This is a genomic window from Streptomyces sp. NPDC004667, assembly GCF_040609475.1.
Classification (GTDB): Bacteria; Actinomycetota; Actinomycetes; order Streptomycetales; family Streptomycetaceae; genus Streptomyces.
Genome location: NZ_JBEXKC010000019.1, coordinates 1 through 22,104, shown reverse-complemented (window position 1 = coordinate 22,104; position 22,104 = coordinate 1). Strand labels below are relative to the sequence as shown.

The 22,104-nt window shown below is 72.1% G+C and carries 22 protein-coding genes; 9 read left to right on the top strand and 13 right to left on the bottom strand.

Annotated elements, in window-relative coordinates; all coding sequences use genetic code 11:
- Positions 1-48 precede the first annotated feature (48 nt).
- On the top strand, positions 49-1,293 hold the full coding sequence (locus ABZW32_RS13535; RefSeq protein WP_356215026.1) for an MFS transporter: 1,245 nt from the start codon (positions 49-51) through the stop codon (positions 1,291-1,293).
- 43 nt (positions 1,294-1,336) lie between these two features.
- On the opposite strand, the gene ABZW32_RS13530 is transcribed toward ABZW32_RS13535, so the two are convergent.
- From ABZW32_RS13530 to ABZW32_RS13520, 3 genes are read right to left on the bottom strand one after another with little or no spacing between them, the layout of a single operon-like run.
- Complete coding sequence (locus ABZW32_RS13530; RefSeq protein ID WP_356215024.1) at positions 1,337-2,068, bottom strand: TetR family transcriptional regulator; 732 nt, start codon at positions 2,066-2,068, stop codon at positions 1,337-1,339.
- Positions 2,069-2,079: 11 nt separating this feature from the next.
- Positions 2,080-2,484, bottom strand: a complete 405-nt coding sequence (locus tag ABZW32_RS13525; protein ID WP_356215161.1) for a DCC1-like thiol-disulfide oxidoreductase family protein — start codon at positions 2,482-2,484, stop codon at positions 2,080-2,082.
- A 27-nt stretch (positions 2,485-2,511) separates the two neighbouring features.
- Positions 2,512-2,916, bottom strand: coding sequence for a hypothetical protein (locus tag ABZW32_RS13520; protein WP_356215022.1), 405 nt, complete (start codon positions 2,914-2,916; stop codon positions 2,512-2,514).
- 124 nt (positions 2,917-3,040) lie between these two features.
- Here ABZW32_RS13520 and ABZW32_RS13515 point away from each other — a divergent pair, with 124 nt between their 5' ends.
- From ABZW32_RS13515 to ABZW32_RS13505, 3 genes are read left to right on the top strand one after another with little or no spacing between them, the layout of a single operon-like run.
- Positions 3,041-3,460 (top strand): helix-turn-helix transcriptional regulator, encoded by a 420-nt coding sequence (locus ABZW32_RS13515; protein ID WP_356215020.1) that lies wholly within the window; start codon positions 3,041-3,043, stop codon positions 3,458-3,460.
- 9 nt (positions 3,461-3,469) lie between these two features.
- On the top strand, positions 3,470-3,886 hold the full coding sequence (locus tag ABZW32_RS13510) for a VOC family protein (protein ID WP_356215018.1): 417 nt from the start codon (positions 3,470-3,472) through the stop codon (positions 3,884-3,886).
- 34 nt (positions 3,887-3,920) lie between these two features.
- Positions 3,921-6,320, top strand: coding sequence for an excinuclease ABC subunit UvrA (locus ABZW32_RS13505; RefSeq protein WP_356215016.1), 2,400 nt, complete (start codon positions 3,921-3,923; stop codon positions 6,318-6,320).
- A gap of 30 nt (positions 6,321-6,350) precedes the next feature.
- On the opposite strand, the gene ABZW32_RS13500 is transcribed toward ABZW32_RS13505, so the two are convergent.
- The 7 genes from ABZW32_RS13500 to ABZW32_RS13470 all read right to left on the bottom strand — a co-directional run bounded on the left by ABZW32_RS13500 (position 6,351) and on the right by ABZW32_RS13470 (position 12,548).
- The gene (locus ABZW32_RS13500; protein WP_356215014.1) at positions 6,351-7,466 is read right to left on the bottom strand and encodes a serine hydrolase domain-containing protein; all 1,116 of its coding nucleotides are present in this window, start codon (positions 7,464-7,466) and stop codon (positions 6,351-6,353) included.
- Positions 7,467-7,548: 82 nt separating this feature from the next.
- Positions 7,549-8,157, bottom strand: coding sequence for a Uma2 family endonuclease (locus tag ABZW32_RS13495; protein WP_356215012.1), 609 nt, complete (start codon positions 8,155-8,157; stop codon positions 7,549-7,551).
- Positions 8,158-8,370: 213 nt separating this feature from the next.
- Positions 8,371-9,129, bottom strand: a complete 759-nt coding sequence (locus ABZW32_RS13490; RefSeq protein ID WP_356215010.1) for a succinate dehydrogenase iron-sulfur subunit — start codon at positions 9,127-9,129, stop codon at positions 8,371-8,373.
- A complete protein-coding gene (gene sdhA / locus ABZW32_RS13485; RefSeq protein WP_356215008.1) occupies positions 9,129-10,883 on the bottom strand; it encodes a succinate dehydrogenase flavoprotein subunit in 1,755 nt (584 codons plus the stop codon). The genes ABZW32_RS13490 and sdhA overlap by 1 nt, the downstream gene beginning before the upstream one ends.
- A 23-nt stretch (positions 10,884-10,906) precedes the next feature.
- On the bottom strand, positions 10,907-11,389 hold the full coding sequence (locus ABZW32_RS13480; protein WP_030231015.1) for a succinate dehydrogenase hydrophobic membrane anchor subunit: 483 nt from the start codon (positions 11,387-11,389) through the stop codon (positions 10,907-10,909).
- Between the two features lie 5 nt (positions 11,390-11,394).
- Entirely contained in the window at positions 11,395-11,775 is a 381-nt protein-coding gene (sdhC, locus tag ABZW32_RS13475; RefSeq protein WP_356215006.1) for a succinate dehydrogenase, cytochrome b556 subunit, read from the bottom strand.
- A gap of 152 nt (positions 11,776-11,927) precedes the next feature.
- Positions 11,928-12,548: a 2-oxo-4-hydroxy-4-carboxy-5-ureidoimidazoline decarboxylase gene (locus ABZW32_RS13470; protein ID WP_356215004.1), complete on the bottom strand. Its 621-nt coding sequence runs from the start codon at positions 12,546-12,548 to the stop codon at positions 11,928-11,930.
- Positions 12,549-12,880: 332 nt separating this feature from the next.
- Between ABZW32_RS13470 and ABZW32_RS13465 the strand changes: the two genes are divergently transcribed.
- Both ABZW32_RS13465 and ABZW32_RS13460 read left to right on the top strand, forming a co-directional pair.
- The gene (locus tag ABZW32_RS13465) at positions 12,881-13,624 is read left to right on the top strand and encodes an RNA polymerase sigma factor (RefSeq protein ID WP_356215159.1); all 744 of its coding nucleotides are present in this window, start codon (positions 12,881-12,883) and stop codon (positions 13,622-13,624) included.
- Complete coding sequence (locus ABZW32_RS13460) at positions 13,624-14,616, top strand: hypothetical protein (RefSeq protein WP_356215002.1); 993 nt, start codon at positions 13,624-13,626, stop codon at positions 14,614-14,616. The genes ABZW32_RS13465 and ABZW32_RS13460 overlap by 1 nt, the downstream gene beginning before the upstream one ends.
- Positions 14,617-14,931: 315 nt before the next feature.
- Here ABZW32_RS13460 and ABZW32_RS13455 read toward each other — a convergent pair whose 3' ends face one another.
- Positions 14,932-15,795, bottom strand: coding sequence for a L,D-transpeptidase family protein (locus tag ABZW32_RS13455; RefSeq protein WP_356215000.1), 864 nt, complete (start codon positions 15,793-15,795; stop codon positions 14,932-14,934).
- A gap of 181 nt (positions 15,796-15,976) precedes the next feature.
- On the opposite strand from ABZW32_RS13455, the gene ABZW32_RS13450 reads away from it, so the two are divergent.
- The gene (locus ABZW32_RS13450; RefSeq protein WP_356214998.1) at positions 15,977-17,557 is read left to right on the top strand and encodes a methylmalonyl-CoA mutase family protein; all 1,581 of its coding nucleotides are present in this window, start codon (positions 15,977-15,979) and stop codon (positions 17,555-17,557) included.
- Between the two features lie 93 nt (positions 17,558-17,650).
- Positions 17,651-18,304: a leucine efflux protein LeuE gene (gene leuE, locus ABZW32_RS13445; RefSeq protein WP_356214996.1), complete on the top strand. Its 654-nt coding sequence runs from the start codon at positions 17,651-17,653 to the stop codon at positions 18,302-18,304.
- On the opposite strand, the gene ABZW32_RS13440 is transcribed toward leuE, so the two are convergent.
- The gene (locus tag ABZW32_RS13440) at positions 18,297-19,634 is read right to left on the bottom strand and encodes a polysialyltransferase family glycosyltransferase (protein ID WP_356215158.1); all 1,338 of its coding nucleotides are present in this window, start codon (positions 19,632-19,634) and stop codon (positions 18,297-18,299) included. The two genes, leuE and ABZW32_RS13440, sit on opposite strands and share 8 nt — an antisense overlap.
- A 50-nt stretch (positions 19,635-19,684) precedes the next feature.
- On the bottom strand, positions 19,685-20,674 hold the full coding sequence (locus tag ABZW32_RS13435; RefSeq protein WP_356214994.1) for a glycosyltransferase: 990 nt from the start codon (positions 20,672-20,674) through the stop codon (positions 19,685-19,687).
- Between the two features lie 155 nt (positions 20,675-20,829).
- Between ABZW32_RS13435 and ABZW32_RS13430 the strand changes: the two genes are divergently transcribed.
- The coding region (locus ABZW32_RS13430; RefSeq protein ID WP_356214992.1) for a DUF6716 putative glycosyltransferase at positions 20,830-22,104 on the top strand (1,275 nt) is incomplete at its 3' end.

Below are 22,104 nucleotides of genomic sequence, written 5' to 3'. Positions count from 1 at the left end.
CAACGTTGAGATTGTCAAGGTTGAGATGTGAAGGGGAGTGGGTCATCCATGACGGTCACCACCACCACCACGGCGGGCACCGCGAAGGCCGCCGGGACGGCCGGGCCCGCACCCGCCGGGGCGCCCGTCCCCGTCCTGTGGCTCGCCCTGCTGGCCACCCCCATCGCCGCCGGGGCCAACGCGCCGGTGCTGATCCTCCCGGAGATGGCCGCCTCCCTCGGGGTCCCCTCCGGCACCGCCGCCTGGCTGCTCACCGCCTTCGGCTGGGCCATGGCCGTCGGCACCCCGCTGCTCGCCGGGCTGCTGCGCCGCCGGGGCCTGCGCGCGGTGCTGCGGCTGTCCACCCTGCTCGTCCTGGCCGGCACCCTGCTGGTCGCCGCCTCCCCGTGGCTCCCGCTCACGCTGTTCGGCCGCTGCGCCCAGGCCGCCGGCGGCGCCGGGCTGGTGGCCGCGGCCATCAGCCTCGCCGGCACCGCCCGCCGGATGGGCGTCATCAGCGCCGGGTTCGGGATGCTCGGCGCCGCCGGACCGCTGCTCGGCAAGGCCCTCGCGGACGGGGCGTCCTGGCGGATCGCCCTCACCGTCTCGGCGCTCTCCCTGCTCGCCGTGCCCGCCGTCGGCCGCCGCGCCGGGGCGGCGAACCCGCCCGCGCCCGGCCGCTTCGACGGCCGGGGCGCCGCCCTGCTGACCGGGCTCGCCACCGCCCTTGTCCTGCTGCCGACCGCGCCGCTCGCCGCCCTCGGCGGGGCCCTGGTCGCCGCCGCGCTGCTCGCCCTGCACGTCCGGCGCCACCCCGAGGGGTTCGTGCCCGCCGCCCTGCTGCGCCGGCCCGTCTTCGTGGTCTCGGCCCTGCTGGCGCTCGCCCTGTCGGCTTCCTACTTCACCCTGCTCTTCTCGGTGCCCCGGCTGCTCGCCGACCGGGCCGGCTGGGACACCGCCTCCGCCGGGACCGGACAGCTGGTCGCCCTGCTCACCGGGTCGGCGCTGTCCTGGCTGCTCGCCGCCGCCTCGGCCCGCATGAGCCGCGCGGCCGTCCGTACGGTGCTGGTCTCCCTCGGGGCCCTCGCCGCCCTCGCCGGGATCTTCGCCACCTGGGGCCCGCTGCTGCTGGTCGCCACCGCGGCGGGGGTCTTCACCGCCAGCGCCGCCAACGCCGTCCTGTCCACCCACGCGGTGGCTGCCGCCCCCGACCCGGCGCAGCGCCCGTCCGCCATCGGCCTGTTCACCCTCTGCTACCAGCTGGGCGGTGCCTTCGGCCCGGCCGTCGCCGCCCTGCTGGTCCTGGGCGGCTGAGGTGAGGGGGTGAGCGGGGAGGGGGCGAGCGGGTCCCGGATCCTCACTCCTCCCCGGGGTGCGGGTCCGAGGCCCGCTTGCCGCGCGAGACCGCCGTCTGGGCCATGCCCGGCAGGAAGTCCGCGAACAGCTCGTGCACCTCCCGCACCAGCGGCCGCAGCACCCGGAACCGGGCCAGGACGATGCCCCGCGTGGTCAGCTGCGCGCCGCGCTCGGCCAGCCGCCGCGTCTTCTCGCTGTCGGGGGAGCGGTCGAAGACCCAGTACAGGACCAGGCCCATCTGCGAGAGCCACATCAGCTCGGGCAGGACGTCGGCCAGCTCGGCCGGCACCTTGGTCTTCGCCCCCGCCAGCACCTCGCGGTGCATGTCGATCGCGGCGTTGCGCGCCGGTTCCGATTCGGGGGAGAAGGGGCTGAGCGGACTCTCCGGGTCCGCCGCGTTCTTGAAGAACTGCGAAGCGAACTCGTGGTACGGCGCCGCGATGTCCAGCCAGCTCGTCAGAACGCCCGCGAGCCGCTTCTGGAGATCGGTCTCCTGGTCCAGGATCGGCCGGACCGCCTTCTGGTGCGCCGCGCCGATCCGGTCGTAGAAGCCCTGGACCAGGTGTTCCTTCGACTCGAAGTAGTAGTACGCGTTGCCGACCGAGACCCCCGCCTCCTTGGCGATGCCCCGCATGGTCGTCTTGTCGAACCCGCGCTCCTGGAAGAGCCGGAGCGCGGTTTCGAGGATGAGCGTGCGGGTCTGCTCGCTCTTGGGAGCCTTCTGATCTGTCACGGTGTCCGACCCTATCGGGGGACGGAGCACTGGTCGTCACAGGCCGGTTCTCCGGGTTCCGCCCCGGAATCGGTACGTACCGCGTGCCGGACGGCGGCGGCCGTGTACATGGCGGCCTTGGCGAAGGGCCGGCCGGCCGGGGTGGCCAGCCAGTTCGCCTTCGGCCGGTGTTCGGCCAGTGCCCACAGACACACGATGAAGGCGTCCGTCCCGGTCCACACCTGCCCCTGGTCCCCGACCACGGTGATCTCCCGCAGGGTCTCGGAGTGGTCGAGCCGGGGGAACCGCCGCCACGCCTCGGCGGACGTGGCGGGCACGAACAGGAGCGGTACGAGGTGGCGCTGCCCGAGCAGCCAGTGCCGGATGTGCACGCACACCGGGCAGTTCGCGTCGTAGAGGACGGTCAGGTGGCGCATGCCGCCCCGTGCGGTCCGCGTCACCGGTCAGGCCCCGGCCGGAGCGGTCCAGGCCTGCGGGGTGACCGGCGGGGTCTGCCGGCGCTCCATGATCCCGCGGCGGCGCATCCTGTTGAGCACCCACACGTTGCCCAGGTGCATGACGCCGAGGACGAGCAGGACGACGCCGATCTTCACCGAGAGGGCCTCGAAGAGGCCGCGCGCTTCGAGGACCGTCTCCCCCGAGCGCAGGTAGAGGGTCACGAAGCCGATGTTCACCAGGTAGAACCCGACCACCAGGAGGTGGTTGACGGCGTCCGCGAGCTTCTCGTTGCCTTGCAGCACGTCGCCGATGAAGACGCGGCCGTTGCGGCTGAGCGTACGGGCCACCCAGATGGTGAGTCCGATGCTGATGACCAGGTAGATGACGTACGCGACCACGGTGAGGTCCATTGCCCTCAGCCCCCTTTGAACATGTTCAACTGCTGACGTCGATGACTCTAGACCTCTTTTTGAACAGGTTCAAGCTCTCTGTTCGCCCGGCTTCCGCGGCAGTCGCCGTGCGATGCTGAGAGGCATGAACCTGGAGGACCTCGTCCGCTTGCGCCGCGCCCGGGACACGATGGACCGCGACTACGCGCAGCCGCTCGACGTCCCCGCTCTGGCCAAGGTCGCCCTCATGTCACCCGGGCACTTCTCCCGCAGCTTCCGCGCCGCCTACGGGGAGACCCCCTACAGCTACCTGATGACCCGCCGCGTCGAGCGGGCCAAGGCCCTGCTGCGCCGCGGCGACATGAGCGTGACGGACGTCTGCTTCGCGGTCGGCTGCACCTCGCTCGGCTCCTTCAGCTCCCGCTTCAGCGAACTCGTCGGCGAGAGCCCCAGCGCCTACCGGGCCCGCTCCCACGAGGACGGCGCCGCGGTTCCGGCCTGCGTCGCGAAGGTCTCCACGCGACCGGTCAGGAACGGAGAAGCGAAATCGGCCGCCCCCTCGTAGCGTCGAGGCATGACCATCAACCTCTCGCAGTGCTTCATCGCCGTCGACGACCACGACAAGGCGCTCACCTTCTACCGCGACGTCCTCGGCCTGGAGGTCCGCAACGACGTCGGCTTCGAGGGCATGCGCTGGGTGACCGTCGGCTCCCCCGAGCAGCCCGACGTGGAGATCGTCCTCGAACCCCCGCTCGCCGACCCCGGCGCCTCGCCCGCCGACCGCCAGGCGATGGCGGAACTGCTGGCCAAGGGCCTGCTGCGCGGCGTGATCTTCTCCACCGACGACGTCGACGCCACCTTCGAACGCCTCCGGGCGGCCGGCGCGGACGTGCTCCAGGAGCCGATCGACCAGCCGTACGGGGTCCGTGACTGCGCCTTCCGCGACCCGGCGGGCAACATGCTCCGCTTCACCCAGCCCCGCAAGAGCTAGAGCCAGAGCCAGAGCCAGAGGGAGACACCACACGATGAGCAGGGCCACGAGGACGGGCACGCCGGCGCCGGCGCCGCACGCGGCGGACAGCCACGATCTGATCCGGGTGCACGGCGCACGCGTGAACAACCTCAAGGACGTCAGCGTCGAGCTCCCCAAGCGCCGCCTGACGGTGTTCACCGGTGTCTCCGGCTCCGGCAAGAGCTCCCTGGTCTTCGGCACCATCGCCGCCGAGTCGCAGCGGCTGATCAACGAGACCTACAGCGCCTTCGTCCAGGGCTTCATGCCCACCCTGGCCCGGCCCGAGGTCGACGTGCTCGAAGGGCTGACGACCGCGATCATCGTCGACCAGCAGCGGATGGGCGCCGACCCCCGCTCCACGGTCGGCACCGCCACCGACGCCAACGCCATGCTCCGCATCCTCTTCAGCCGCCTCGGACAGCCGCACATCGGCTCGCCCAAGGCCTTCTCCTTCAACGTCGCCTCGATCAGCGGCGCGGGCGCGGTCACCGTGGAGCGCGGCGGGCAGACCGTCAAGGAGCGCCGCAGCTTCAGCATCACCGGCGGCATGTGCCCGCGCTGCGAGGGCCGGGGCTCCGTCAGCGACATCGACCTCACCGCGCTCTACGACGACACCAAGTCCCTGAACGAGGGCGCGCTCACCATCCCCGGCTACAGCATGGACGGCTGGTACGGCCGCATCTTCGCGGGCTGCGGCTTCTTCGACCCGGACAAGCCGATCCGCAAGTACACCAAGCGGGAGCTGGCGGACCTGCTCCACAAGGAGCCGACCAAGATCAAGGTCGACGGGATCAACCTGACCTACGAGGGCCTCATCCCCAAGCTCCGCAAGTCGATGCTGGCGAAGGACGTCGACGCCCTCCAGCCGCACGTCCGGGCCTTCGTCGAGCGGGCGGTCGCCTTCACGGTCTGCCCCGACTGCGACGGCACCCGGCTCAGCGAGGGCGCCCGGTCCTCGAAGATCGGCGGAATCTCCATCGCCGACGCCTGCGCGATGCAGATCAGCGACCTCGCCGCGTGGGCCGGCGCCCTCGACGAACCCTCGGTGGCCCCGCTCCTGGCCACGCTGTGCCAGACCCTCGACTCCTTCGTGGAGATCGGGCTGGGCTACCTCTCGCTCGCCCGGCCGGCCGGCACGCTCTCGGGCGGCGAGGCGCAGCGCGTCAAGATGATCCGCCACCTCGGCTCCTCGCTCACCGACACCACCTACGTCTTCGACGAGCCCACCACGGGCCTGCACCCCCACGACATCCAGCGGATGAACGGCCTGCTGCTGCGCCTGCGCGACAAGGGCAACACCGTCCTCGTCGTGGAGCACAAGCCGGAGGTCATCGCGATCGCCGACCACGTCGTCGACCTCGGTCCGGGCGCGGGCTCGGGCGGCGGCACCGTCTGCTTCGAGGGCACCGTCGAGGGGCTGCGGGACGCGGGCACCGTCACCGGCCGCCACTTCGACGACCGGGCCAAGGTCAAGGCGGAGGTCCGCACGCCCACCGGGGCGCTGGAGATCCGCGGCGCGAGCACGAACAACCTGCGGGACGTCGACGTCGACGTCCCGCTGGGGGTGCTCACCGTCGTCACGGGCGTCGCCGGCTCCGGCAAGAGCTCGCTCGTGCACGGGTCACTGACCCCCGGATCCGCCGTCGAGGGCGTGGTCTCGATCGACCAGGGCCCGATCCGCGGTTCCCGCCGGAGCAACCCGGCGACGTACACGGGACTCCTCGACCCGATCCGCAAGGCCTTCGCCAAGGCCAACGGCGTGAAGCCGGCGCTGTTCAGCGCCAACTCCGAGGGCGCCTGCCCCACCTGCAACGGCGCCGGGGTCGTCTACACCGACCTGGCGATGATGGCGGGCGTGGCGGCCCCCTGCGAGGAGTGCGACGGGAAGCGGTTCCACGCCTCGGTGCTGGAACACCGCTTCGGGGGACGTGACATAAGCGAGGTGCTGGCGATGTCGGTCACCGAGGCCGAGGAGTTCTTCGGCGACGGCGAGGCCCGTACCCCGGCCGCGCACCGCATCCTCACCCGGCTCGCCGACGTCGGCCTCGGCTACCTCAGCCTCGGCCAGCCGCTGACCACGCTGTCCGGCGGCGAGCGGCAGCGGCTGAAGCTGGCCACGCACATGGGGGAGAAGGGCGGGGTCTACGTCCTCGACGAGCCGACCGCGGGCCTGCACCTCGCCGACGTCGAGCAACTGCTCGGCCTGCTCGACCGGCTGGTCGACTCCGGCAAGTCGGTCATCGTCGTGGAGCACCACCAGGCGGTCATGGCGCACGCCGACTGGATCATCGACCTCGGCCCCGGCGCCGGCCACGACGGCGGGACGATCGTCTTCGAGGGCACCCCCGCCGACCTGGTCGCCGCCCGCTCCACCCTCACGGCCGAACACCTCGCGGCCTACGTCGGCGCCTGACCGGGGCGGGCAGGCGGCCCGCGCCGGCGGTCAGAACGCGGCTTCGATGAGGTCCTCGGCCCGCTTGCGCTGCTTGTCCGCGTCGTCGCCGACCGCCGTGTACGAGTAGACCAGGACGCGCTTGCCGTCCTGGGTGCCGAACAGGCCGTTGACGCCCCCGGCCTTGGAGCCGGTCTTGCCCCAGGCGGGGGTGCCGTCGTCCAGTTCGCCCCGCGCCAGGCCGCCCATGCTGAACGGAACGTCCGCGGTCGCCGAGAGGGCCGGCATCCGGAACAGCTCGGCCTGCTGCGCGGGGGCCAGCAGCCGGCCGCCCAGCAGGGCCCGCAGGAAGCGCTCCAGGTCCGGGGCATTGGAGATCATGCCGCCCTCGGCCCAGGCCCAGGGGTCGTCGGCGACGGGTTCGGCCAGCGAGGGCGCGGGGATCGAGGTGTCGCCGGGCCGGGGGAGGTAGGTGTGGCGCAGCCCGAGCGGCCGGGCGATGCGGCGCTGCACCTCTTCGGCGTACGGGTGGCCGGTGGTCTTCTCGACGACCAGGCCGAGCAGGAAGTAGTTCAGGCCGTTGTACTGCTGGACGGTGACGGGGGACTGGGCGGCGGGGCACCTGGGGTCGGTGAGGGCCGCGACCACGGCGTCCGGGGTGGGCGAGCCGGGGTTCTCGGGGGCCACGCACGGCTTCCCGAGACCGCTGGTGTGGCTCAGCAGCTGGCGCACGGTGATCGGCGCCCACCCGGCGGGGAGGGTTCCGGGGAGGATCTCCTGGACGGGGGTGTCCATCGTGAACCTGCCTTCGCCCACGAGCTGGAGGACCACCGCGGAGGTGAACAGCTTGGTGATGCTGCCGATGCGGAAGTACGCGGCCGGGTCCCGCGAGAGCCGTCCGGTCGTCTCGGTCAGGTGCACGCCCGGCCCGGTGATCCGGACCATGGTGCCGTTCGCCACGTCGTCCGGCGTCATCAGCCGCGCGAGGGCCCGACGGTCGACCGGTGCCGGTCCGCGCAGGGTGGAACCCACCGCGGACGGCCGCGGTCCGGCGGTCGCGGCGGAGGCCGGCAGAGTGGTGGCGCAGACCGCCACGAGAACCGCGCCGGCGGCGGCGAGTCCGGTCCAACGGGCTGTGCAGGGGCGGGAGTTCACGGGGTTCGTCATGCCCGCAACTCTGTACCGCAGCAGCCCCCCGAACCACCGGGCCCATCCCTGAACCACCCCTGAGCGGCCCCTGCTCCCGCACCTAGGGGCGCGTCAGGGCCTCGGTGATCTCCAGTCCCTTGACGGGACCCCCGTCGGGGACGGTGACGGGGGTCCCGTACGCGACGGAGGTCTTCGTGGCGTACGTGGCCCTCTCCGGGTCCGGCCCACTGAACACGGTCACCGTGCCCTGCTCGTCGAAGTCGTCGATGACGAGGTAGACGGGGATCCCGGCCTGGGCGTACCAGCGCTGCTTGCGGATGTGGTCCCGACGGTGGGCGTCCGTGCCGGGGGAGACGACCTCGGCGACGAGGGGGACACGGGTGGCGTCCACTCCGAGCCCCTCCTCGTCGGGGATCTCGTCCAGGTCCTCCGGGCCCACGAAGAGGTCGGGAACGCAGACCTTGCGCCCACGGATGACGTTGACGTCCTGGAACACCCTGAGACCGGTATCCCCGAGGTGGGCTTCCAAGAGCCAGCGGAGGCGGTTGGTGAGTACGCCGTGACGGCGACGGCCGGTGGGAGACACCTCGATGGCCCCTTCGATGATCTCGGCCCGGTAGCCCTCCGGAAGGTCCATCGCCTTCCAGGCCTGCCAGAGGACTTCGTCGAGACCTGGGTCGCACGGCGCCTCGTGGGCGAGAGCGGACATGGAAAGCACCTCCTTCTCTCAGTGTGGGTGCGGACGGCGCTCCGGTTCAAGCGACGCCGGTGACCGTACCGCCGTACGTGGTGCCGCTCGTCCGATGAAAGGTTCTTCCGCTTGCCCCTTCACCCCCCCGGAGTGAACGGACGCGACGAGGCCCCGCTCCCCGGACATGTTCCGGGGAGCGGGGCCTCGTACGTGGGACTACGACCGGGAAGGTCAGAAGCGGCGCGTGATGAGGGCGCGCTTGACTTCCTGGATGGCCTTCGTGACCTCGATGCCACGCGGGCACGCGTCGGTGCAGTTGAAGGTCGTGCGGCAGCGCCACACGCCGTCCTTGTCGTTCAGGATCTCCAGCCGCTGCTCGCCGGCCTCGTCGCGCGAGTCGAAGATGAAGCGGTGGGCGTTGACGATCGCCGCCGGGCCGAAGTACTGGCCGTCGTTCCAGAACACCGGGCACGAGGACGTGCACGCGGCGCACAGGATGCACTTGGTGGTGTCGTCGAAGCGCTCGCGGTCCTCGGCGGACTGCAGGCGCTCGCGCGTCGGCTCGTTGCCCTTGGTGACCAGGAACGGCATGACGTCGCGGTACGCCTGGAAGAAGGGCTCCATGTCGACCACGAGGTCCTTCATCACCGTGAGGCCCTTGATGGCCTCGACGGTGATCGGCTTCTCCGGGTTGATGTCCTTGATCAGCGTCTTGCAGGCGAGCCTGTTCTTGCCGTTGATCCGCATCGCGTCGGAGCCGCAGATGCCGTGCGCGCACGAGCGGCGGAAGGTCAGCGTGCCGTCGAGGTCCCACTTGATCTTGTGGAGACCGTCGAGCACGCGCTCCTTCGGGTCGATCTCGACCTGGAAGTCCTGCCAGGTCGACTCGTCCGAGACCTCCGGGTTGAACCGGCGGATCCGGAACGTGACCGTGATGAACGGCGAGGCGGCGGCCGCCGCCTCCATCTTGTCCAGGGTGGGGGTGGCCATCAGTACTTACGCTCCATCGGCTGGTAGCGGGTGACGACGACGGGCTTGTAGTCCAGCCGGACGGAGTCCTTGCCGTCGGCGCCGACCTCGCGGTACGCCATGGTGTGGCGCATGAAGTTGACGTCGTCGCGGTTCGGGTAGTCCTCGCGGTAGTGACCGCCGCGGGACTCCTTGCGCGCCAGCGCGGACACGGCCATGACCTCGGCCAGGTCGAGCAGGTTGCCCAGCTCGATGGCCTCCAGCAGGTCCGTGTTGAAGCGCTTGCCCTTGTCCTGGACGGACACGTTCTTGTAGCGCTCGCGCAGTTCCGCGATCTTCTCGACCGCGGTCTTGATGGTCTGCTCCGTGCGGAACACCATCACGCACGCGTCCATCGTCTCCTGGAGCTCCAGGCGCAGGTCGGCGACCCGCTCCTTGCCCGTGGAGTTGCGCAGGTGCTCGACCAGGTCGGCGACCTGCTGCGCCGGGTTCTCCGGCAGCTCGACGAAGTCGTTCTCGGCCGAGTACTTCGCCGCCGCGATGCCGGACCGCTTGCCGAAGACGTTGATGTCCAGCAGCGAGTTGGTGCCCAGGCGGTTGGCGCCGTGCACCGACACGCACGCGACCTCGCCGGCCGCGTACAGGCCGGGGACGACGGTGGTGTTGTCCGCCAGGACCTCACCCTCGACGTTGGTCGGGATGCCGCCCATGGCGTAGTGCGCGGTGGGCTGGATCGGGATCGGGTCCGTGTACGGCTCGATGCCCAGGTAGGTGCGCGCGAACTCCGTGATGTCCGGGAGCTTCGCGTCCAGCTGCTCCGGCGGGAGGTGCGTCAGGTCCAGGTACACGTGGTCGCCGGCGGGACCGCAGCCGCGGCCCTCGCGGATCTCCGTGTAGATGGAGCGCGAGACGACGTCACGGGACGCGAGGTCCTTCATGACCGGCGCGTACTTCTCCATGAAGCGCTCGCCGTCCTTGTTGCGGAGGATGCCGCCCTCACCGCGGGCGCCCTCCGTCAGCAGGATGCCCATGCGCCAGATGCCCGTCGGGTGGAACTGGAAGAACTCCATGTCCTCCAGGGGCAGGCCGCGGCGGTAGCAGGCCGCCTGGCCGTCACCCGTGAGGGTGTGCGCGTTGGAGGTCACCTTGAAGAACTTGCCGGTGCCGCCGGAGGCGTAGATGACGGCCTTCGCCTGGAAGATGTGGATCTCGCCGGTGGCCAGCTCGTACGCGACCACACCGGCGGACTTCGTCACGCCGTCGACCTCGACCAGCAGCTGGTCCAGGACGTAGAACTCGTTGAAGAACTCCACGCCCTCCTTGACGCAGTTCTGGTACAGCGTCTGGAGGATCATGTGGCCCGTGCGGTCCGCGGCGTAGCAGGACCGGCGGACCGGCGCCTCGCCGTGGTTGCGGGAGTGACCGCCGAAGCGGCGCTGGTCGATGGTGCCGTCCGGGGTGCGGTTGAACGGCAGGCCCATCTTCTCGAGGTCGAGGACCGCGTCGATGGCCTCCTTCGCCAGGATCTCGGCGGCGTCCTGGTCGACCAGGTAGTCACCGCCCTTGACCGTGTCGAAGGTGTGCCACTCCCAGTTGTCGTCCTCCACGTTGGCCAGCGCGGCGGCCATGCCGCCCTGCGCGGCGCCCGTGTGGGAGCGGGTGGGGTACAGCTTCGTCAGCACGGCGGTGCGGCTGCGCTTCGTCGCCTCGATGGCGGCGCGCATGCCCGCGCCACCGGCGCCGACGATGACGGTGTCGTACTTGTGGATCTTCATGGGATTCGCCTCAGCCCCGTTGCCTAGCGGATGTTCGGGTCGAAGGTGAAGATCACCAGCGTGCCCAGAAGGATGGTGAACACCGTGGCGGTGTAGAGCAGGCCCTTCAGCCACAGCCGCGTGTTGGCGCGCTCCGCGTAGTCGTTGATGACGGTACGCAGACCGTTGGCGCCGTGCAGCATGGCCAGCCACAGCATCAGCAGGTCCCAGACCTGCCAGAACGGGGATGCCCAGCGGCCGGCGACGAAGGCGAAGCCGATCTTGGAGACGCCGCCGTCCAGCACCAGCTGGATGACCAGGTGGCCGATGACCAGCACGACCAGGACGATGCCCGAGAGGCGCATGAAGAGCCACGCGGCCATCTCGAAGTTGCCGCGGGTCGAGCGGGGCGTCTTGCCGGTGCGCTTGCGCGGGGCCTCGATGTACGGCGCCGGGTTCTCGACGTCGTAGAGGGAGACGCCTTCGACGTCACCGATCGCCCGGGCGGAAGAAGTGTCAGAAGACATGCGTGTCACTCCCCGAACAGAACGCGGTAGGCGTGGCCGAGGACGGGGTAGAGGGCCCCGATCATCAGGATGATCCAGACGGTGACGACGGACCAGAGCATCTGCTTCTGGTAGCGCGGTCCCTTGGACCAGAAGTCCACTGCGATGACACGGAGACCGTTGAGCGCGTGGAACAGGATGGCGGCGACGAGGCCGTACTCCAGCAGCGCGACGATCGGAGTCTTGTAGGTAGCCACGACATCGTCGTACGCCTCAGGGGAGACGCGGACGAGAGCGGTGTCGAGGACGTGTACGAACAGGAAGAAGAAAATGAGGACGCCGGTGACTCGATGAGCCACCCAGGACCACATTCCTTCCCGGCCGCGGTACAACGTTCCAGCCGGCACGGAAAACCCTCCGGAAGCGGGGCGGGGGCCAGCCGGCTTCTTTGTCGGTCGGGCCCGGCCGGGTACGGTCCACCGGCCCCGGACATCGTAGCGACGCTTTGTCGGTTCCCTTGCGCCGGGTCCATCGGTGTGATCAAACAGGCACGGACGGGCTATCCCACGGGGGCGAATAGCCCGGAATCGGCCTCGGACAGCCCATCGTCGGGGTCCTGTCCGGCAGGGGCCGCCAGCCGGGTCAGCAGTCGGGCCAGCCGGGAGCGGGCGACCATGCGCAGCTCGTCCGCCGCGAGGGAGCGTTCCTCGTCCACCTCGTGGGCGAGCCTGCGGCGGATCGCGGCCAGCAGCTGGTCCACCCGCTCCTCCGGCGGGTGCCCGTCCAGGCAGATCACGAAGGCGTGGCCGAAGGTCCGCTCGTACTGCGCCCGCGCCGCGTCGAGCGCGAGGAGCGCCGCGTACGGGGCCCCGCGGCCCAGCTCGGCCGAGGACTCCCGCGCCAGCGCCTCCGTCAGGTCGCCCTGGGACATGTCGTACGAGGCCTCGTCGGCCGCCGCCAGCAGCGACGCGGTGTCCGGGTACGGGCGGTGGGCGGCCATCCGCTGCGCCCACCGCGGGCTGCCGCAGCAGTGCGTCAGGGCCGTCCGGGCGGCGTCGGGGGGCAGCGAGTTGAAGTGCGCCAGCCCGGTGCCGGGGGCGGAGACCGGGCCGCGGACCTGTGCCGGAAGGTGGCTGGACAGCGGAGTTCTCCTCGGGGCGTGGCGTGGGTGTGCCGCCACGCTAGCGATCTCTGAGGGGGAGTGTCCCGCCGATAGGGGGATTTCACCCGTAAGTGAGCCGAAAGGATGACACCGGTAGGGGTGTGAACGGGCCGGAAGCAGGGGAGGGCGACCGAGGCCGCCACCCCCCACAGGAGAGGCCCCGGTCGCCGTCCGTCACGGACTCGTGCGACAAGCCCGTACCCCTGTCAGCGTCCGGAGTGCGTTTTGTGTCACACCCCGCTCCGCGCAGGGTTGGTTGCTGGTTGTACAACTCGTGGACGAGAGGTGCGTGAAAGCCGTAACGTGCGGATTTGCGCCACACGTACAGGACGTCGAACGGGTTGGGGACTTTGCTGGGGGACGACGCGGAGCTGACCGCCGCGGTGCTCGCGGCACAGGACGGCGACGAAAGCGCGTTCCGGACTGTGTACCGCGCCGTGCACCCGCGCCTGCTCGGATACGTGCGCACGCTCGTCGGTGACGGCGACGCCGAGGACGTGACCTCCGAGGCATGGCTGCAGATCGCCCGCGACCTCGACTCCTTCACCGGTGACGCCGACCGCTTCCGCGGCTGGGCCGCCCGGATCGCCCGCAACCGGGCCCTCGACCACATCCGCATGCGCGGCCGGCGCCCCGCCATCGGCGGCGACGAGACCGAGCTCAGCGGACGCGCCGCCGACTGCGACACGGCCGGCGAGGCGATGGAGGCCCTGTCCACCGGCCGCACCATGGCGCTGATCGCGCAGCTCCCGCAGGACCAGGCGGAGGCCGTCGTCCTGCGCGTGGTCGTCGGCCTGGACGCCAAGAGCGCGGCCGAGACCCTCGGCAAGCGGCCCGGCGCCGTCCGCACGGCCGCGCACCGGGGGCTCAAGAAGCTCGCCGAACTGCTGACCGCCGAGTTCGGGTCCGCGGGTCCCGTGGACGGGGAAGCGGAACGCGGCGCGGATCCCGTCCGCAGGGTCGGCCATAATGCCGGTGACCAGGCCCGGGAGCGCGACCTCGACGCCGTGCCCGCGCAGCGCGCGCGGAATGCGGGCCTGGCGGAACCAACCGGTGTGACGCATTCACGTTGGCGGACGCAGAAGGACATGTGATGGCCGACGAGCACAACGCGTGGCTGGACAAGGCCGCGGCGGACGAGCTGCTGTGCCCGGGGACCGGCCCCGTCGCCTCCGGCGCCGACCCGCGCTCCAGGGCCGAGGCCGCCCGGCTGCGCGCCGCCCTCGACGCCCTGACCCCCTCCCGTCCCGGTGCGGGCGAGCTGCCCGGCGAGGCCGCCGCCGTGGCCGCCTTCCGCGCCGCGCGCGCCGCGGCGCCCGAGGCCGTCCGGCCCGGCGCGCGGGGCGCGGGCGACGACGGCGAACCGCTGGTCGACCTGGCTCCGTTCCCCCGCGTACGGATCCCCGCGCAGCGGCGCGGCGGAGCCCCCGTGCGCTTCGGGCTGGCCGCCGCGCTGGCGGGCGTCGCCGTCGGCGGGATCGCCGCCGCCGCGGCCGGTGGCCTGCTGGACGGTGTGACGCATCACACCGCGGGCCCCGCTCCCGCCGTCTCGATCAGCGCCGGTCCCGATCCGGCGCCCGCCGCGGACACCGCCGGCCCCGACCTCGTCCCGCAGCCGCGCCCCACCCCGCCGCGCAGCGGCGAGAGCGTGCCGCCCGCCGGTCAGGGCGCCTCCCGGATGCCCGGTACGGAGACCCGTACGCCCCCCGGCGCCCCCTCGGGCAGCCTGTCGCTGCCGCCCGGCACCACGGGCACGGGTGCGGGATTCGGTGCGGGGACCGGTACGGACGGCGGTCGCGACAAGGTCACCGACAAGCAGACCGGCGGCAAGGACCGCGAGCCGGACACCCAGGTCAAGCCCGCCGACCTGTGCCAGGCCTACCGCTCGGGCCGGATGGACGACGACCGCCGCGAGCGCCTCTCCAGGCTCGCCGGCACCCCGGCGAAGATCGCGCGCTTCTGCGAGGCCCTGCTGGACGGGGTCCGCGACGGCCTGCCGCAGAGCGGCACCGTCGACCCGGGCAGCGCCCTGCTCCCGACGCAGACGCCGAAGGCGGGCGGCGCGCTCGGCTTCCGCACCCGCTGATCCCGGACCCGTCGGTTCCCCACTGGCTCCGCCGCGGCTCCGCGCTGCCGCGTGGCTCCGTGCTGCCGCCTGGCTGAAAATCGCCGTAGTTTCCGGCCCGGATCGGGGGTCCGCTCCGGCCGCCGAAACGTCAGGGCAACGCCCCGCACGGAGGGCAGTAACACTTTCCGCACCCCCGGCGCAGTACATATTGAGCCGACTGGTCATCGGCCGCGCATGAGCCGGGGTTCCCCCCGTACCCCTGGGCTCTGCGCAACCGGCGCGGGCGGGGCACGTTCCCCCGGCCCTGCCCGCGCCCTCAATCCGCTACCGGGTTCACCAGTAGACGACGACCTTGTCGCCCACCTTCACCTGGTCGAACAGCGCCGACAGCTTGGCCTTGTCGCGGACGTTCACGCAGCCGTGCGAGGCGCCGGCGTAGCCGCGGGCCGCGAAGTCCGACGAGTAGTGGACCGCCTGGCCCTCGCTGAAGAACATCGAGTACGGCATCGACGTGTGGTAGATCGTCGACGTCCACTCCTTGGCCTTCCACCCCACCTGGAACTCGCCCTCGCGGGTCGGGGTGTTCTCCGAACCGAAGCGCACGTCCATGGTGGAGACCACCTTGCCGTCGATCATCCAGGCGAGGGTGCGGCTCTCCTTGCTGATGCACATGACCCGGCCCTGCATGCAGCGCGGGTCCGGGGCGTCGACCTCGTTGGTCGTCGGCGGACGCAGCTCGTCCTCCGTCGGCTTCTTGGTGAGGCCCTGGACCTTCTGCCAGGTGGCCTCGTCCACCGAACCGGTGGCGCCCAGCCCGTGCTGGGACTGGAAGCTCTTGACCGCGGCGGTCGTCTTGGAGCCGTAGAAGCCGGTGGGCGCCGTCGAGACCAGCTTGAGCTGGCGCAGCCGCGCCTGGAGCTCGCGGATCTGCTCGCTCTCGTCCCCGTTCGCCATGATCGGCTTCACCCCGGGGGAGGAGGACGACGCGGAGGCCGACGGGGAGGAGGACGGCTGCGACGGGGACGCCGCGGGCGAGGACGCCCCCGCCTTGCCGTCGTCCGGCGTGGAGGGGGAGGCCGCGGGCGAAGCACCCGCCACCGGCGAGGAGGGCGACGCCGGTCCGGCGCCTGACTTCTGGGGGCCGCAGCCGGTCGCGGCGAGCGCGACGGCCGCGGCCAGGCCGAGCGTACGGATCATGACTCTCTGGCGGTGCATCGCGGTCCCCCGATTTCGACGTCGTGTATCTGGGTGATGCTTCGCTGGCGTGGAAAGTTGCGGACGTTCACGCGTTGTTGCCCCATTGTGACCAGCGGCCGCCGCGGGCACGGTTGTACCAGCCCCCGGCCGGCCGGCAGCACGGACACGGAGGAATCGCGTCATGGTCCGTCCCGCACCACGCAGCGAGAGTGGCATCCCGATCGAACCCGTCTACGGGCCCGGGGACCTGGCGGGCTGGGACCCGGCGGTGAGCCTGGGGGAGCCGGGGGCGTACCCGTACACCCGGGGGATCCACCCCACCATGTACACCGGGCGCCCCTGGACGATGCGCCAGTACGCCGGGTTCGGCACGGCCGCCGAGTCCAACGCCCGCTACCGCCGGCTCATCGAGGGCGGCGGGACCGGGCTGTCCGTGGCCTTCGACCTGCCCACCCAGATGGGGCACGACTCCGACGCCCCGCTCGCCCGCGGCGAGGTCGGCAAGGTCGGGGTGGCCGTGGACTCCGTCGAGGACATGCGCACGCTCTTCGAGGGGATCCCCCTGGACCGGATCTCCACCTCGATGACCATCAACGCCCCGGCCGCCCTGCTGCTGCTCATGTACCAGCTCGTCGCCGAGGAGCGGGGCATCGATCCCGCGCTGCTGACCGGGACCGTACAGAACGACATCCTCAAGGAGTACATCGCGCGCGGGACGTACATCTTCCCGCCCGGCCCCTCCCTGCGGCTGACCGCCGACACCTTCCGCTACTGCCGCGCCGAGATCCCGAAGTGGAACACCATCTCCGTCTCCGGCTACCACATGGCCGAGGCCGGGGCCTCGCCCGTACAGGAGATCGCCTTCACCCTCGCCGACGCCGTCGCGTACGTCCGTGCCGCGCTGGCGGCCGGCATGGAGGTCGACGCGTTCGCGCCCCGGCTGTCGTTCTTCTTCGTCGCCCGCACCACCCTGCTGGAGGAGGTCGCCAAATTCCGGGCGGCCCGGCGGATCTGGGCCCGCCTGATGCGCGAGGAGTTCGGCGCGCGCGACCCCAAGTCGCTGATGCTGCGCTTCCACACCCAGACCGCCGGGGTCCAGCTGACGGCGCAGCAGCCGGAGCTGAACCTCGTACGGGTGGCCGTGCAGGCGCTGGCCGCCGTACTGGGGGGCACGCAGTCCCTGCACACCAACTCCTTCGACGAGGCCATCGCCCTGCCCACGGAGAAGTCGGCCCGCCTCGCGCTGCGCACCCAGCAGGTGCTCGCGTACGAGACCGACGTCCCGCACACCGCCGACCCCTTCGCCGGTTCGTACGCGGTCGAGCGGATGACCGACGAGGTGGAGGCGGCCGCGCTCGCCCTGATGCGCAGGATCGAGGAGCTGGGCGGGGCGGTCGCGGCGATCGAGGCCGGCTTCCAGAAGGGGGAGATCGAGGCCAACGCGTACCGGATCGTGCGGGAGCAGGAGGCCGGGGAGCGGGTGGTCGTCGGGGTCAACCGGTTCGCCCTCGACCGGGAGGAGCCCTACGAGCCGCTGCGGGTGGACCCGGCGATCGAGGCCCGCCAGTGCGCGGCGCTCGCACGGCTGCGGGCCGGGCGGGACGGGGCGGCGGTGGACCGGACGCTGGCCGCGCTGCGCCGGGCGGCGGCCGGGACCGAGAACGTGCTCCCCCCGATGAAGGAGGCGCTGCGGGCGCGGGCCACGGTGGGGGAGGTGTGCGGGGTGCTGCGGGAGGTCTGGGGGGCGTACGAGCCGAGCTGACGGACGGGCCGACGGACGGGCCGGCGTACGAGCCGGCGGATGCGACGGAATTCACTGGCGCGACAGGTGCGTCCCCATGGGACACTCCTGCACATGCTGGGTGTGACAGATCTTCCTACGTATCTCGCCGCCGTCGTGCTGATCGTGCTGCTGCCGGGACCGAACTCCCTCTACGTGCTCTCCGTGGCCTCGCGGCGCGGGGTGAAGGAGGGCTACAAGGCCGCCTCCGGGGTGTTCACCGGAGACACCGTGCTGATGGTGCTGGCCGCCGTCGGCGCGGGCGCGCTGCTCCAGACCAGCCCCGTGCTGTTCACCGCGGTCAAGGTGCTCGGCGCCGGGTACCTCGGATGGCTGGCCGTGGGCATGCTGCGAGGCGCCCTGGCCATGTGGCGCAGCCGCCGCTCGCGCGACGAGGAGGCCCCGGCCGGGGAGGAGGCCGCCGGCGCCGCCGCCGAGCGGCCGTTCCGGCGGGCGCTGGTGGTGAGCCTGCTCAACCCGAAGGCGATCCTCTTCCTGCTGTCCTTCTTCGTGCAGTTCGTGGACCCCCACTACTCCTACCCCGCACTGTCCTTCCTGCTGCTGGGGACCGTCTCCCAGCTGGTCAGCTTCCTGTACCTGTCCACCCTGATATTCACCGGCACCCGCCTCTCCGCAGCCTTCCGCCGCCGCAAGCGGCTCGCTGCCGGGGCCACCTCGGCGGCCGGCGTGATCTTCCTGGGCTTCGCCGCGAAGCTCGCCGTCAGCTGACCCGGCGCAGACCCCGCCGCAGTCGGTGCACGACCCGGCGCACGGCGGGGCTGCGGGGCAGGAAGGACAGCTGCGCGGGGATCCCGCCCGGCAGGCCCAGCGTGGTGAGCCGGCGCCGGTTGAAGTAGTGCCGGGTCCGCCCGCCCAGGTACCGGGCCAGATGGGCCTCGGCCCGCTCCCGCCGGTCGGCGAGGACCCGCGGCTGCATGGCGAAGCCGACGGCGGTGACCAGACCGGGCAGGTCCTCCGGGGCGCCGGGCCCGTCGCCCGGCGCCGCCGCCAGGTCCGGGACCAGCGCGTCCACCAGCGTCAGCGGGATCCGGTTGCTGTTCTGGTACGGGGCCAGGCGGGCCAGCAGCGGGCCGGTCCCGGTGCGCGCGACCGGGATCCCGTACAGGGCCCGCGCCGTGAGCAGCCCCGTGGAGAAGCAGCCCGCCACCAGCGCGGGGCGCAGCCGCTCGTACAGGGTCTCCGCCAGTACGGGCGCGTCCAGCACCGTCAGCCGCGCCCCGAGGCGTTCGGCCTCCGCCTCCGCCCGCCGGGAGTAGGCCGCCGGGGCGGAGGGGTGCGGTTTGAAGACCAGTTCCCGGTGGCCCCGCTCCCAGGCCCCGCGCACCATCGCGACGTGAAGTTCCTCCTCCTGCGCCGGGGACATCAGGTCCAGTGCGGAGAGGTACTGGCCCAGCAGGAGGGCGCAGGGCTCGCCGGGCTCGTAGCCGCTGTCGTCGGGCAGTCCGGCCAGCTCCGCCATGACCTTGAGGAAGGCGGGCGCCGGGACCGGCTCCGGGGGCACCCCGAACTCCGTCAGCAGCAGCGGCTCCAGGCCGGGGACCAGGTCCAGGTGGAGCACCCGCCGGACCCGCATGCCGATCTGCGGGTCGAGGCGGAAGCGGGTGGGGCCGTAGGACATCAGCCCGTCCGCGTACACGTCGATCGCCGCGCCCGGGAACAGCCGGCACAGGCTCTGCGCGGGCGGCACCTGGAGGGACTCCACCACCAGCTCGACCCGGTCCCCGCCGAGCCCCCACAGGGCGCGCAGCTGCCGCTCCCACAGCGGGACGTCGTCCGGGCGCGGGGCCCAGGTGCTCGGGTGCTGCGGGGCGAGGAAGGCGTTCCAGTCGCGCACCTCGTCGAAGCGGGTCCGCAGCGCCTCGAAGCCCGGCATGGCGTCGATGCCGGGGGTGACCTCGGGGGTGAGGGAGTGGTTGCTGGTCAGCAGGATCCGGCGGGCGGCAGCCGGGAAGGCGCCCGCGTCGAGGGCTGCGGCGAGGGTGGCCGTCCCGTAGAGGGTGGAGGCGAGGAAGACCTGGGTGACGCGCTCGCCGCGCACGCGGTGCTCGCCGTTCACACGGTGCTCGCGGTGTACGTAGTGCTCGCCGTTCACGCGGCGGCCCCGGGAGCAGCGGTGGCCGGCGTGCGGCGGCGCAGCCTGCGCAGCAGCGCGGAGCGGTCGGCGTCCATCGAGCCGAGCGCCTGTTCCAACAGGGGCCGCGGCATGCGCCCGAGCGCTTCCGCGCTCATCACACGGAGCTTTTTCGCCACGGCCGGTTCGAACCTTTCGATGTTGCCGATATGGTGCGCGATAATCGCGCAATACGTTCGGACGGCCTTGGGGAGCAGGAGTTCGGATTCCCGGTCCGCGGCGGTGTCCGCGAGTACTTGATCAAATGCTCGAATGAAATCGAGCTGACGCTCGTCCCCGATCTGGGTGAGCGAGGTGGAAATGCCGCGCCGGTAGAAGATTCCGGCCTCGCCGATCGCCGCGAAGGACCGCGCCGTACGGTGCAGCCGCCAGATCCACGGCCGGTCCTCCGCCGTCCGCAGCCCGTCCGTGAAGTGCAGCAGCCCCTGGTCCAGCAGCCGCCGGTGGTACATCCCCGCCCAGGCGTACGGATAGTCCACCGCCGTGGCCCGCGAGGTCGGCAGGATCCCCGCGCGCGGATCGCCCACCACTCCCTGCGGCCCGTACGGCACCCGCTGCACGATCCGCTCCCGACCCGTCACCTGTACATGGTCGGTACGGACGAAATCGCAGTTCAGAGCCTCGATGGCGGCCAGCGTACGGGCCAGGTGGCCCGGCGCCGGCCAGTCGTCGCCGTCCAGGAAGGCGATGTACTCGCCGCGCGCCGCGTCCAGTCCGGTGTTGCGGGCCGCCGCCAGCCCGCCGTTGCGGTCCCGTCTGAGGTGCACCGCCCCGGGCAGTCCGCCCGCCGCCGCGCGCTCCAGGAGCTCGGGCGTCCCGTCCGTGGAGCGGTCGTCGACCAGCAGGAACTCGAAATCCGCACGCGCGTTGAGTTCGAGTCCCTTCAGGACATCCGGTGCGTACGTCTGCACGTTGTAGAACGGCACGACAACAGAGAGCTTGGGCACCCGCGAGACATTAGGACGCGGCCCGGCATTCACCATGGCCCGGATGCGGATTCCATGTGAACGACGCGGGGCGGGCGCGTTAACCAGGACGCTTTCGCATTTCGTCGACGGGTTGTTAACCCGCCGTTGTGCGCTCGTTGGGCCGATCACCGGAAATGCGGAATAGCTTCTGCCGGGTGCCAGTGCCACGCAGCAGCAGCCGATCCGATCAACGCGTCGCCGTACTCGCGGATTCCGACACGCGCTGGAAATGGGGCGCCCTCACCGCCCGCCGCCTCGCCCCCGACGCCCCCGCACCCACCGGGTACGTACTGCGCGGCCGGGCCACCCCCACCGCGCGCCAGCTCGGCGAGGCGGGCGTCGGGGAGGCGGACGCCGGTCCGGTGGAGGTGACCTGCGCCGAGTTCCTCGCCGAACTCGGCCGCCGGCACTACGACGTGGTCGTCCTCGCCCTCGTCGGCGGCGCCGTCCAGGCCGTCCTGCACGGGGTGCGCGCCCGGTGGCCCGCCCCGGCCGCCCGCCCCGTCCTCGTCACCGGCTACGTCGGCGTCGTCTACGAGAAGCTCGCCGACGGGCTCCTGCTGCGGCACGGCGCCGACCTGGTGCTCGCCAACTCCCGCCACGACGCCGACCGCTTCCGCGCCGTGTACGAGGGGGCGGGCGCCGATCCGGCGGCCGTCGTCGAGACCGCCCTGCCCTTCCTGGAGGGTGCGGCGTACGAGGGCGCGGGCGACCGCGCCCACCGGGTGGTCTTCGCGGTGCAGCCCTCCGTCCCGGAGGGCCGCGCCGACCGCGCCTACCTCCTGGAGCGCGCCGCCCGGCACGCCCGGCTGCACCCGGGCCGGGAGGTGCTCGTCAAACTGCGCAGCCGGCCGGGAGAGCACACCACGCACCTGGAGGAACACCCCTACCAGCGCCTGGCCGAGCGCCTTCCGGGCGGGCTGCCGCCCAACTGCCGCCTGGTGTACGGGAACATGGGCGAGGTACTGGACGGCACCGACCTGCTGGTCACCGTGTCCTCCACCGCCGCCCTGGAGTCCCTGCACCGGGGCATCCCCACCGCCGTCCTGACCGACCTCGGCATCCGCGAGGCGCTCGGCAACCACCACTTCCTGGGCTCCGGCTGCCTGGCGTCGTGGGACCAGCTCGACGGGGGCCTCCTGCCGGCCGGCGACCCGGACTGGCTCACGGCCCACGGGGTCGCGCCGGCCGCTCCGGCCGTGTCGGCGGCTCCGGGCCCTCGGGCCGCGTCGGCTGCTCCGGCCGTGTCGGCGGCTCCGGGCCCTCGGGCTGCGTCGGCCGTTCCGGGCACTCCGGCCGCGCCGGGCCCTCGGGCTGCGTCGGCCGTGCCGGGCACTCCGGCTGCTCCGGGCATTCCGCCCGCGTCGGCCGCGCCGGGCACTCCGGCCGCCCCGCCCGCCCCGCCCGCC